This window comes from Streptomyces milbemycinicus (genome assembly GCF_002154605.1).
In the GTDB taxonomy this organism is placed as follows: domain Bacteria; phylum Actinomycetota; class Actinomycetes; order Streptomycetales; family Streptomycetaceae; genus Streptomyces; species Streptomyces milbemycinicus.
In genome coordinates this window covers 1-11555 of record NZ_MUNE01000309.1, presented here as the reverse complement: position 1 = coordinate 11555, position 11555 = coordinate 1, and the positions used below count along the sequence as shown (strand labels likewise).

At 69.1% G+C, this 11555-nt stretch carries 12 protein-coding genes; 6 read left to right on the top strand and 6 right to left on the bottom strand.

Going from position 1 to position 11555, the window contains the following annotated elements; translation table 11 throughout:
- Positions 1–107: 107 nt before the first annotated feature.
- Positions 108–1403 (bottom strand): CynX/NimT family MFS transporter, encoded by a 1296-nt coding sequence (locus CCN51_RS24225; RefSeq protein WP_043487877.1) that lies wholly within the window; start codon positions 1401–1403, stop codon positions 108–110.
- Positions 1404–1518: 115 nt separating this feature from the next.
- Here CCN51_RS24225 and CCN51_RS24220 point away from each other — a divergent pair, with 115 nt between their 5' ends.
- Entirely contained in the window at positions 1519–2217 is a 699-nt protein-coding gene (locus CCN51_RS24220) for a FadR/GntR family transcriptional regulator (RefSeq protein ID WP_014180752.1), read from the top strand.
- A 4-nt stretch (positions 2218–2221) separates the two neighbouring features.
- Here CCN51_RS24220 and CCN51_RS24215 read toward each other — a convergent pair whose 3' ends face one another.
- From CCN51_RS24215 to CCN51_RS24200, 4 genes are all read right to left on the bottom strand, one after another.
- On the bottom strand, positions 2222–2554 hold the full coding sequence (locus CCN51_RS24215) for a hypothetical protein (protein ID WP_014180751.1): 333 nt from the start codon (positions 2552–2554) through the stop codon (positions 2222–2224).
- Positions 2555–2751: 197 nt separating this feature from the next.
- Positions 2752–3522, bottom strand: coding sequence for an enoyl-ACP reductase FabI (fabI, locus tag CCN51_RS24210; RefSeq protein WP_014180750.1), 771 nt, complete (start codon positions 3520–3522; stop codon positions 2752–2754).
- Positions 3523–3527: 5 nt separating this feature from the next.
- Complete coding sequence (fabG, locus tag CCN51_RS24205; protein WP_014180749.1) at positions 3528–4232, bottom strand: 3-oxoacyl-[acyl-carrier-protein] reductase; 705 nt, start codon at positions 4230–4232, stop codon at positions 3528–3530.
- Positions 4233–4418: 186 nt separating this feature from the next.
- A complete protein-coding gene (locus CCN51_RS24200; protein ID WP_238545493.1) occupies positions 4419–4886 on the bottom strand; it encodes an ATP-binding protein in 468 nt (155 codons plus the stop codon).
- Positions 4887–5037: 151 nt separating this feature from the next.
- On the opposite strand from CCN51_RS24200, the gene CCN51_RS24195 reads away from it, so the two are divergent.
- Positions 5038–5904, top strand: a complete 867-nt coding sequence (locus tag CCN51_RS24195) for a helix-turn-helix domain-containing protein (protein WP_055414327.1) — start codon at positions 5038–5040, stop codon at positions 5902–5904.
- A complete protein-coding gene (locus CCN51_RS24190; protein ID WP_014180746.1) occupies positions 5865–6083 on the top strand; it encodes a DUF397 domain-containing protein in 219 nt (72 codons plus the stop codon). The genes CCN51_RS24195 and CCN51_RS24190 overlap by 40 nt, the downstream gene beginning before the upstream one ends.
- A 14-nt stretch (positions 6084–6097) precedes the next feature.
- Here the strand turns inward: CCN51_RS24190 and CCN51_RS24185 are convergent, their stop codons facing one another.
- Complete coding sequence (locus CCN51_RS24185) at positions 6098–6619, bottom strand: GNAT family N-acetyltransferase (RefSeq protein WP_238545492.1); 522 nt, start codon at positions 6617–6619, stop codon at positions 6098–6100.
- Between the two features lie 171 nt (positions 6620–6790).
- On the opposite strand from CCN51_RS24185, the gene CCN51_RS24180 reads away from it, so the two are divergent.
- The 3 genes from CCN51_RS24180 to CCN51_RS24170 form a co-directional block, all read left to right on the top strand.
- A complete protein-coding gene (locus CCN51_RS24180) occupies positions 6791–7081 on the top strand; it encodes an SseB family protein (RefSeq protein WP_055414326.1) in 291 nt (96 codons plus the stop codon).
- A gap of 62 nt (positions 7082–7143) precedes the next feature.
- Positions 7144–7629 carry a hypothetical protein gene (locus CCN51_RS24175; protein ID WP_405385171.1) on the top strand — a complete coding sequence of 162 codons (486 nt, stop codon included), beginning with the start codon at positions 7144–7146 and terminating at the stop codon, positions 7627–7629.
- On the top strand, positions 7626–11555 hold a 3930-nt coding region (locus CCN51_RS24170; RefSeq protein WP_086860083.1), incomplete at its 3' end, for a DUF6531 domain-containing protein. The genes CCN51_RS24175 and CCN51_RS24170, both read left to right, overlap by 4 nt.

Sequence of the window (11555 nt, the reverse complement as noted above, 5' to 3'; positions counted from 1 at the left end):
CCGCCCCACCGCCGCCCCGGCACCGCCCCGCGAGTCCGCGAGGGTGGTGCCGGGCTCGCTCAGATCTCGTCTGAGGTCTCGTCTGAGGTCTCGTCTCAGATCTCGTCTCAGATCTCGTCCTCGACGGCGCGGTCGCGCCCCGCCAGCAGACCGGCGGCGATCTGCGGCAGCATCAACCCGGCCATCAGCGCGATGGGCAGATCCCAGCCGCCGGTGTGCTGGTAGAGCGCGCCGACCAGCAGCGGCCCGGGGATGGACAGCAGATAGCCGGTGCTCTGGGCGAAGGCGGACAGTCGCACCACGCCCGCCGCGGTCCTGGCCCGCATGCCGATCATGGTCAGGGCGAGCGGGAAAGAGCAGTTGGAGATGCCGAGCAGCACCGCCCACACCCAGGCGCCCTCGGCCGGGGCGAGCCACAGCCCGATGTACGCGCTGAGCCCGAAGGCCCCCAGGATGGCCACCAGCGGGCCCTGGGTGCGCAGCCTGGCCGCCACCGACGGCAGGACGAAGGCCAGCGGCACACCCATCACCATGGTGACCGCGAGCAGCAGGCCGGAAGTGGAGGCGGAGACCCCGGCGTCGCGGAAGACCTGCGACATCCAGCCCATGGTGATGTAGGCGCCGGTGGCCTGGAGGCCGAAGAAGACGGCAAGGGCCCAGGCCGTGGGGCTCTTGGTGATCCGGGTACGGGCGGGGACGGCGGAGGCGGGAGCAGCTGCGGAGTCGGGGGCGGGGGCCGGATCGGGAGCCGTGGCCGCGGCCTGACCCGTACGGTCGCGGGCGAGCATCAGCCAGGGCAGCACGGCGACGCCCGCGAGCACCGCCCACGCCCCGAGCCCGGCCCGCCAGCCGCCGCCCAGTGCGTCGGTCATGGGGACGGTGACGGCGGCCGCGACGGCCGAGCCCAGCGACAGGGCCATCGAGTACGCGCCGGTCATGGGCCCCACCCGGTCGGGGAACCAGCGCTTGACGATGACCGGCATGAGGACGTTGCCCACGGCGATCCCGGCGAACGCGAGAGCGCTGGCGGCGAGGAAGCCGGCGGTCCCGCCCATCAGGGGGCGTACGGTCAGGCCCACGGTGATGGCGACGAGCCCCACGCAGACGACGGCGCCCGGCCCCCAGCGGCGGGCCAGCCGGGGCGCGGCGATGCCGAAGAGGGCGAAACAGGCCGCGGGCATCGAGGTGAGCAGCCCGGCGACGGTGCCGCTCATGCCCAGGTCGGCCCGAGCCTCTTCGAGGAGCGGGCCGAGGCTGGTGACGGTGGGGCGGAGGTTGACCGCGGCGAGGACCAGGCCGAGGACGACAAGGCGGCGCCGCCACCGGAGGGCGGCGGGCTCCGGAGCGCTTCGCTGCCGTATCGGGGCGGCGGTGTCGGGAGTCGCGAGATCCTGGTCAGCCATGGACATCATCATAGAATGATGGGATGAATGGCTGTCCAGTAGTTTGCAGCCGCCCGGTGACGGCCGGACGGCATCATGGGAGCACCCGCATCCCCGCCCCAGGCACAGGAGAGTCATGCCGCTGACCTCGCCCCGGCGCTCCGCGCTCGCCGACCAGGTGATCGCCCAGCTGCGCGCCCAGATCACCTCAGGCGAGTGGCCGGTGGGATCCCGGATCCCCACCGAGCCCGAGCTGGTCGAGCAGCTGGGGGTGGCCCGCAACACCGTGCGCGAGGCGGTGCGCGCGCTCGCGCACAACGGCCTGCTGGACATCCGGCAGGGCTCGGGCACCTATGTGCTGGCGACCAGCGAGCTGGCCGGGGTGATGCACCGCCGCTTCGCGGACGCCGACCCGCTGCACGTCGCCGAGTTGCGCAGCGCCCTGGAGACGAAGGCGGCGTGGCTGGCCGCGGAGCGCCGTACCGAGCAGGACCTCAAGCAGATCGACGCACTGCTGGACCGGCGCGAGCGGGCCTGGGCCTCCGGGGACGCCGAGGCCTTCGTCGAGGCGGACGCGACGCTGCACATGGCCGTGGTCGCGGCCTCGCACAACGACGTACTGGAGGAGCTGTACGCCGATCTGGGCGGGGTGGTGCGGCAGTTTCTGCACGGGGACGTCAAGGGCGGACTGCGGCCCGAGGCGTACGTGGACCACGCGCGGCTGGTGGAGGCGATCCGGGCGGGGAACGGCGAGCGGGCGGCGGCGGAGGCGAGCACGCACCCCTTCAGCTGCCGGTACGCGGACCGATCAGGCGACACAAGAACGGCCCGCTGACCCCTCAGCGATGGCTCACCCAGGCCTTCCGTATCTCCTTCCAGCAGCGATCCGCGAGCCGTACGTGCTGGGCCGGGCCGACCTCGACGGAACGCCCGTCCATATCCGGGTCCCACCAGCGCGCGCACTCGACGTGCAGCTGGACCCGGTCCACATCCGGGTTCGGGTTGAAGCAGCTGGCCGTGGCGTGCGAGCCGCGCACCCAGGTGCTGCACGCCGCCTCGCGCGGCCGGGGGCGCTCCTGGGCGGCCGAGTTCGAGGCGTTCGACGCGACGGCGATAAAGCCGACCACGGCCGCCACCAGTACTGCGGCCGCGACGCAACGGGACGTACGCATGGCAGGACCTCCTCGACCGTGCTGAACCGCCGCGCCTCAAGCCGCCGCACCCGATACTCACTCCACAGTGCGGGTGACACCACTCGGTGCGCTCGGCGCACTGGTCCGAACGGGCGAACGGCCGCCGCCCCGGCCCCCGCGGAGCGCGGGAACCGGGGCGGCGGGCCCAAGAAGGCGGAGCAGGCGTACGGACGGGCTCAGGCGCCCATCATGTGCACCCCGCCGTCGACGTGCACGATCTCACCCGTGGTGCGCGGGAACCAGTCCGACAGCAGGGCGACGACGCCACGGCCGGCCGGCTCCGGGTCGCTCAGGTCCCAGCCGATGGGCGCACGGTTGTCCCACACGGTCGCCAGCTCCTCGAAGCCCGGGATGGACTTCGCGGCCATGGACTTGATGGGGCCCGCGGAGACCAGGTTGCAGCGGACGTTCTTCGCGCCCAGGTCCCGGGCGAGGTAGCGGCTGGTGGACTCCAGCGCCGCCTTGGCCACACCCATCCAGTCGTACTTCGGCCAGGCGAACTGGGCGTCGAAGGTCAGGCCGACGATCGAGCCGCCCCGCGGCATGACCGGCAGGCAGGCCATGGTCAGCGCCTTGAGCGAGTACGCCGAGACATGCACGGCGGTGGACACGTCCTCCCAGGAGCCCTCCAGGAAGTTGAACGCGCCCTGCGGGCCGAAGGCGATGGAGTGCACCACGCCGTCCAGGTCGACACCTTCGCCAAGGTGCTCGCGGACCTTGTCGGCCAGCCCGTCCAGGTGCTCCTGGTTCTGCACGTCCAGCTCGATGACCGGCGCGGGCTTGGGCAGCCGCTTGGCGATCCGTTCGACGAGGGAGACCCGGCCGAAGCCGGTGAGGATGACCTCGGCGCCCTCGTCCTGGGCGAGCTTGGCGGCGTGGAAGGCGATGGACGCCTCGGTGAGGACGCCCGTGACCAGGATGCGCTTACCGGCGAGAATTCCACTCATGACGTTCAGTGACCCATGCCCAATCCGCCGTCGACAGGGATGACGGCTCCAGTGATGTACGCGGCCTCCTCGGAGGCCAGGAAGCGAACCGAGGCGGCGATCTCCTCGGGCTGCGCATAGCGCGCGAGCGGCACCTGCTTGACGTATGCCTCCCGCTGCTTCTCGTCGAGCGCGCGGGTCATGTCGGTGTCGACGAAGCCGGGCGCGACCACGTTGACCGTGATGTTGCGCGACCCGAGCTCACGGGCGAGGGAGCGGGCGAAGCCCACCAGGCCGGCCTTGGACGCGGCGTAGTTCGCCTGACCCGCGGAGCCCAGCAGGCCGACCACGGACGAGATCAGGACGATACGGCCCTTTCGGGCGCGCAGCATTCCGCGGTTGGCGCGCTTGACGACACGGAACGCACCCGTGAGGTTCGTGTCGAGGACGGTGGAGAAGTCCTCCTCCGTCATCCGCATCAGCAGCTGGTCGCGGGTGATGCCGGCATTGGCCACCAGCACCTCGACCGGGCCGTGCTTCTCCTCGATCTCCTTGTACGCCTGCTCGACCTGCTCGGGCTCGGTGATGTCGCACTTGACCGCGAGAAAGCCGGCCGGCGGCTCCCCGGACCGGTACGTGATGGCGACCTTGTCGCCTGCGTCAGCGAAGGCGCGGGCCACGGCGAGGCCGATACCGCGGTTTCCTCCGGTGACGAGAACCGAGCGGCTCAAGGGACCACCCTCTCTGTTGGATGTCGTACCGGGCGTCACTATGTGTGGCGACCCTTGTGTACGCAAACTATCGGGCAAAGGCCCGGTGCGGGGAATCGAGCACGCACAGGGGCGCCACTCGGTCACTGTCGACTTCCTACAGAAGCCTCCGGAAGCCCCACGACGGGCCGCTTCTGCGTTCGCCTGTCATTCCACGGCGTACTCGCACCACACCGTCTTGCCGATGGTGCGATCCGTCACCCCCCATTTGGACGCGAGCGCGTCCACGAGCACCAGCCCGCGTCCGTGCTCCTCCTGGTACGCCATTGTCTCGGCGACGTAATCGCGGAGCTCAGGGCGCCGCTCGCCCCGGGCGTCGGACACTTCGATACGGGCGGTGACCGGAGTCCGACGCACTCCGGGCGCGGGCGGGGGCTGGACGGTGAGGCGGAGGTGGAAGTTCCGGCCGGGCACATGTCCATGGCTCACCGCATTCGCCGTGAGCTCGCCCGCGAGCAGGGCGATGCCGTGCGAGGCATCGCTGTCCCGCGGAATGCCCCACTCCTCCAACCTGCGGACGACAAGGCGCCGGGCGAGCCGCGCGCCATGCCGGGAGGAGGTGAAGAACATCTCGAACGTGCCGAGCGTATTACCAGGGGGATTTTCGCCATTCACGTCACCGAGCGTGGCGAAGCGTGCATAGCCTGACCAGACACCCCGCAAGTACCCAGGGTCGCTGTACGGGCACAGAAAGTGCGCGTACGGGAGTGATGCCGTGACGCGGGCGGGGAGGCATGACGTTCTTGCGTACGGGAGGTGGCGGGACATGGCAGATACAGAGCGGCCGGAGCAGGGCGAGTACGGGGCGGACTTCCTCAAGTTCCTGGGCAAGCAGGTGAAGCTCTTCCGCGAGCGGGCGGGGCTCACGCAGCCGCAGCTGGGCGAGGCGATCGGGTACAGCGAGGAACTGGTGTCCTCGGTGGAGCAGGGGCGGCGGGTCCCGCAGCCGGAGTTCCTGGACGCGGCGGACGACGTGCTGAACGCGTTCGGGGTGCTGCGGGCGGCGAAGGAGGAGGTGGCCAAGGCGCGACTTCCGGCGTTCTTTCGCGGGGCGGCGAGGCTGGAAGCGCAGGCGACGGAGTTCCACGCGTACGAGAACCAGGTGGTCAACGGGCTGCTGCAGACCGAGGATTACGCCCGTGCTGTGTTCACGATGCAGCGTCCAGCACTGGAGGAGGAGACCATCGAGCACCGCGTGCATGCCCGGATGGCCCGACAGGAACTTCTCACCCGCCGACCAGCACCGGTCATGAGCTTCGTTACCGAAGAGGCGGCACTGCGCCGCCCATGCGGTGGTGCATCAGTGCTACGTGGCCAGTTGGCACACCTCCTGCACGTCGGAGAGATGCGGAACATCGAGCTCCAGGTACTGCCAACGGCGGTGGAGGAACACGCCGGAAACGGCGGCCCCTTCGCCTTGCTGGAGCCCAGCAGCCGTCAGATGATGGCCTACGTCGAGGTGCAGGACATCGGCAGATTAGTGACCGACCGAAAAGCAGTCCGCACGCTAGAGCAGCGGTACGGCATCATCAGGGCACAGGCGCTCACGCCACGAGAGTCGCTGGACTTCATCGAGAAGCTGCGGGGAGAACTATGCACACCAAGCGAGACGGAGCGGGCGCGTCCGAACTGACGTGGTTCAAGAGCAGCTACAGCAGCGGCGAGGGCGGCATGTGCGTCGAGGTGGCCGCGGGCCCGACCGCCATCCACGTACGGGACTCGAAGCACGCGCAGGGACCCCAGCTCGCCTTCCACATAACCGAGTGGGGCGCATTCATCAGCAGCCTCCGCGCCGAGGAGTTCGACGCGTAGAGACCGACGGCGCGTCAGCGCAGCTCGCCTTCCAGCAGGCCCATCGTGAACATGTCGTACCACCGGCCATCGCGTCGGAACTCCTGACGCAGCCTGCCTTCGTCAACGAAGCCGATCTTCTGGTAGACGCGATGAGCGGCAAGGTTCTCGGTGACGACGGTCAGCGTGATCTTGTGCAGCCGCATCTTGTCGAAGCCGTAGCGGCACATCGTCCGCATCGCGTCGGTGCCGTAGCCGCGCCCCCAGTACTCCTTCTCACCGATGTAGATGTCGAGCTCGGCCCTGCCCGTCTCCGGCTCGGCATCGCGCAGTCGGACCACGCCGATGAGCTTTGCGTCGGCAAGGACTTCGACTCCGTAGAGCACTTCGCCGTAGGCGTTGCGCGGCCGCTCCTCCAACCGCTTCCTCACGTGGGACAGCGGCTGGGCGTAGCCATCGCTCATCCAGCGCATGACCTCCGGGTCGTGGTTCCACCGCCACAGCGCCTCGGCGTCCGACGGCTCCATCGGCCGTAGCCGGATCAGGTCTCCAAGCACGATGTCCGGCCTGCCTTTCGATGTCTTCTCGATCCCCGTTCGCGGACCCGCCGCCAGTGGTAACACGGGCTCAGCCCGCACTCAACCCATTACCCGGCGTACGTGGCGCGGTTGCGAAGAGCCGCGAGTCAGTCACCCAAGGTGTCGGTCACCTGTGTGAAGATGGCCCTCATGTTTGGGGGAGGGAACACCAGACCGCCTGGTCAGGGCGGCAAAGCGAGCCTGGCCGATCTGGTCTCGGAGACGGCGGAGGCTGGCCCACTCGTGCCGGTCTTCACCTCGGTCGAGGGCCTTGCGCGTTTCGCGGGGGCGTGTGGTTGGGCGTCCACGACGGTCGAGGACCTGGTGGGGCTGTTGCCCGAGGGCGTACGGGCGTTGGTGGACCCGCTGGGTGAGCGCCCGTTCCTGCTGGACGCGGAGGTACTTCGGGCCGCGGAAGCCGCAGGAGTGGGAGTGGAGTGACGGATCATGGTGGGTCATCGTCTTCGGGTGGGCCGAAGCCGGGTGATGGCTACAAGATCGAGATTGCCTCGGTGCGCAAGGTTTTGACGCCGTTGGAGGAGTCGGTGGTCGCCGCGCGCAAGATCAAGGGCGATTGGAAGAAGCTCGCCGATCACATCCAGAACTCGGCCGACTTCGATGTCTATGACGAGGCGGAGAAGATGCTCTCGTCGTGGGGGTTCGGGATGGGGCGGGTGGCGGAGCACACGGACACGGTGGTGGAGACGCTGCGGCAGGTCATCGCGGCGTATGTGCTGGCGGATCTGCTGCGGATCAAGGACTTCGCGCCGACCGAGGACAACATCGCCAAGCTGCCGTTCGGCGAGGCGGGACTGAGGGCGTGGCAGAACGGGTCCCGTCCGAAGTTCGACCCGCCGCCGCAGATCTATCAGGAGCCCTGGCTCGACGACTACGGGGACGGCGGCAGCTATGACGTGCCGACCAATCCCCGCAAGCGCTATGACGGCGGCTGGGAAGTCGACGGCGGTTCGAAGGGGACGATCGCATGACCCAGGGTGATTCGGCGGGGGACGGTTCCGCCGAGCGCATACCGCAGGGCGCGGAGCCGTCGGACGTCATTTATGGCAATCCGTCCGACGTCGATGACCTGGTGGTCAAACTCCGGGCTTACGCGGGCGCGTTCAAGGACGGGCGTGACCAGTTGGACGCCCTGATGCTGATGGACTGGACCGGGGCCGGTTCGGAAGGGTTCGAGAACGCGACGAGGAAGCTTCCCCGGGAGCTGGAGTCCGCGCAGACCTACTTCAACGCCGCCGCGAACGCCCTGGACGCGTACGCGGACAAGCTGCGCTCGGTGCAGAAGCGGGTCAAGCCGATCATCGAGGACGCGGACGCGGCGCGGGCGGCCTCGAAGAAGTACTGGAAGGACTACAACGACTACATCGCCGCGGAGAATCGCGGGGATGATCCGCTGCCGGAGCGCCCGCCAGAGGACGATCCGGGGATCTCGGCGCTGGAGGGGTGCTACCGCCGGCTGGACAAGCTGGAGGGCGAGTTGCAGCCGGTCATCGACGCGGCGAAGAAGAAACTCGCCAAGGCGGCGGAGAAGGCCCCGGACAAGCCCCCGGCACCGAAGGGCTGGAACAAGGTCAAGAAGGGACTCGGGGATTTCGTCGGTGGCACAGGCGACACCCTGTACGACTGGTACGAGGGCTTCGACGACCTGGTCAAGGACGGGCCCCAGGGGCTCGGCCTCCACCTGGCCGGCATCCAGGACGGCATCGCCTACGCCGTCGACCACCCCAAGGAGTTCGCCAAGGCCGTCACCAACTGGGACGAGTGGCAGCGCAACCCCGCCCGCGCGGCCGGCCAGCTCACCCCCGAACTCCTCCTCGCCCTGGCCACCGGCGGCTCCGGCACCGCCCGCCGCGCCGGCTCCACCGCCAAGAACGCCGCACAACGCCTCCTCAACCGCGAACGCGCACTGCGCCGGGACGGCAGCGCCCGCAAACGGACCGACAGCGACCCCAAGCGGAACTGCACCCCTGGCGGGGAGAAGTGCACCACTGGTGAGCCGATCGACGTGGCGACCGGCGAGATGGTCATGTCCGCCACCGATGTCAGCCTGCCCGGCGCCCTGCCGCTGGTACTGGAGCGGCACTACGTCTCGGGGCATCCGTGTGGGGGCTGGTTCGGCCGCACGTGGGCGGGCACGCTCGACCAGCGTCTGGAGATCGACGACTCGGGAGTCGTCTACGTCACCGACGACGGCATGCTCCTGACGTACCCGGTGCCTGAGCGTGATGTGCCCGTGCTGCCAGCCTCCGGGCCGCGCTGGCCGTTGTGCTGGGACGGCAAGCCCGACGGTACCTTCACGGTCACCATCCCCGAGCAGAACCGCACCCTCCACTTCACGCCTCTCCCGGCAGGCGGCCGCGAACTGGTCCTGACGGCGATCACCGACCGGACCGGCGTCGGCGACCGCATCGGCATCATGTACGACGAATTGGGCGCGCCGACCGAGATCGCTCACTCCGGTGGCTACCGTCTCGCCGTCGACACCGACCCCGCTCTGCCGCGGATCACCTCCCTGCGTCTGCTGCACGGCGAGGAGTACGAACGCAACACCACACTGATCTCTTTCGGCTATGACCAAGCCGGGAATTTGACCGAGGTCATCAACTCCACCAGCCTGCCGCTGCGGTACCAGTACGACGACCAGCACCGCATCACGTCCTGGACGGACCGCAACGGCACGACGTACGCCTACGTCTACGACCACCGGGGCCGGGTGCTGCGCACCATCGGCCCGGACGGCATCCTGTCGGGCCGCCTCCACTACGACACGCAGGCCCGCACCACCCGTTACACCGACTCACAGGGCAACACCACCACCTACCTCTGCAACGAGGCGTACAGGGTCATCGAGCAGACCGACCCACTGGGTAACACCACCCGCACCCAATGGGACGAGAACAACCGTCACCCCATCGCTGTCACCGACCCCCTGGGCCACACCACCCGCTACCACTACGACGACCAGGGCCATCTGGCAGGCGTCGAGATGCCCGACAGCACCGTCACCGAGGCCGTCTACGACGACTGGGGCCTTCCGGTGGAGGTCCGTGAGCCCAACAGCGCAATCTGGCGCCACACGTACAACCAGCACGGGTCACGCACCTCTACGACCGACCCCAGCGGAGCCACCACCCACTACGCCTATGACACTTCCGGTCACCTGTCGTCGATCACGGATCCGCTGGGCCACACCACCCACGTCACCACCGACGCGGCGGGCCTCCCGGTCACCGTCACCGATCCGCTGGGCCACACCACCCGCATCCGCCGGGGCCCGCACGGCCGGATCACAGCCATCACCGACCCGCTGGGCCACACCACCCGCCACGGCTGGACCATCGAGGGCAAACCCGCCTGGCGCCAGGACCCGGACGGCGCCCGCGAGGTATGGCAGTGGGACACCGAAGGCAACCTCGCCCACCACACCGACAAGGCCGGACACACCACCACCCACACTCACACCCACTTCGACCTGCCCGCCACCCGCACCGACCCCGACGGCGCCCACTACGCCTTCGAGTACGACACGGAGCTGCGCCTCACCGCTGTCACGAACCCCCAGGGCCGGACCTGGACGTACACCTACGACGGAGCAGGCCGGCTCACGGCCGAAACGGACTTCAACGGCCGCACCCTCACCTACGCGCACGATGAAGCGGGCCGCCTGATATCCCGCACCAACGGCGCGGGCGAACCCCTCACCTACACACGCGACACACTGGGCCGCACGATCGCGACGCGTACGGCAGACGGCACGGAGACGACATTCGGGTATGACGCCGCGGGTCGCCTGACACAGGCGGCGAACCCTGACACGGACGTGCGCCGTACCTACGACGCGCGGGGCAGAGTCCTGACCGAGACAGTCAACGGTCACGCGACGAGGTACGCGTACGACCAGGCGGGCAACCGGACAGCACGGATCACCCGGAGCGGCCTGCGCTCGGAATGGATATATGACGCGACTGGCCGTCCCACAATGCTCACCACGGCGGACAACTCCCTGCACTTCGCCTACGACGCGGCAGGCCGCGAGACAACGCGCACGTTCGGCGACGACGTAAGCCTGACCCAGACCTGGGACAGCCTGGACCGCCTGACGGCCCAGACCCTCACCCACGGCAACACTTCCACGCTGCTCCAGCACCGGGAATACGCCTATCGCCCAGACGACCACCTCACTGAGATCCGCGAGCTGACCTCGGGCACCCGCCGCTTCGACCTCGACCCCATCGGCCGCGTCACAGCGGTCCACGCCCACGGCTGGACCGAGACCTACGCCTACGACGCGGCAGGTAACCTGACCCACGCCACCGCCCCCGACCACGAAGCCCCCGGCGACCGCCAGTTCACCGGCACCATCCTCCACCGCGCCGGCCGCACCATCTACGAACACGACGCCCAAGGCCGCCTCGTCCGCCGCACCCGCAAACTTCTCAACGGCCAAACCCGCACCTGGACCTACACCTGGAACGCGGAAGACCGCCTCACGGACGCCACCACCCCCGACGGCGAACACTGGCACTACATCTACGACCCCCTGGGCCGCCGCACCGCGAAACAGCGCCTTGGCGACGACGGCACGGTCACCGACCAGGTCCGTTTCACCTGGGACGGCACCCGCCTGGCCGAACAAACCACGTCAGACGGCACCACAACAACCTGGGATTACGCCCCAGGAACCCACCGCCCCCTATCCCAAACCGAGCGCCGAACCCCGCTGGACCCAATGGAGGAGAAAGCGTCACCCATCCTCCACCTGACCGACACCACCCCCCAATCGGAGTACGACGCCCGCTTCCACGCCATCATCACCGACCTCGTCGGCACCCCCACCGAACTCGTCACCCCCAACGGCACCCTCGCCTGGCAACACCGCACCACCCTCTGGGGCACC

What these genes read in the sequence shown, in the direction of transcription:
- CCN51_RS24195 (WP_055414327.1), top strand. Translation starts at nt 5,038, where the DNA reads ATGGCAGATACAGAGCGGCCGGAGCAGGGCGAGTACGGGGCGGACTTC.
- CCN51_RS24215 (WP_014180751.1), bottom strand. Translation starts at nt 2,554, where the DNA reads ATGCGTACGTCCCGTTGCGTCGCGGCCGCAGTACTGGTGGCGGCCGTG.
- CCN51_RS24180 (WP_055414326.1), top strand. Translation starts at nt 6,791, where the DNA reads ATGTTTGGGGGAGGGAACACCAGACCGCCTGGTCAGGGCGGCAAAGCG.
- CCN51_RS24190 (WP_014180746.1), top strand. Translation starts at nt 5,865, where the DNA reads ATGCACACCAAGCGAGACGGAGCGGGCGCGTCCGAACTGACGTGGTTC.
- CCN51_RS24225 (WP_043487877.1), bottom strand. Translation starts at nt 1,403, where the DNA reads ATGGCTGACCAGGATCTCGCGACTCCCGACACCGCCGCCCCGATACGG.
- CCN51_RS24220 (WP_014180752.1), top strand. Translation starts at nt 1,519, where the DNA reads ATGCCGCTGACCTCGCCCCGGCGCTCCGCGCTCGCCGACCAGGTGATC.
- fabI (WP_014180750.1), bottom strand. Translation starts at nt 3,522, where the DNA reads ATGAGTGGAATTCTCGCCGGTAAGCGCATCCTGGTCACGGGCGTCCTC.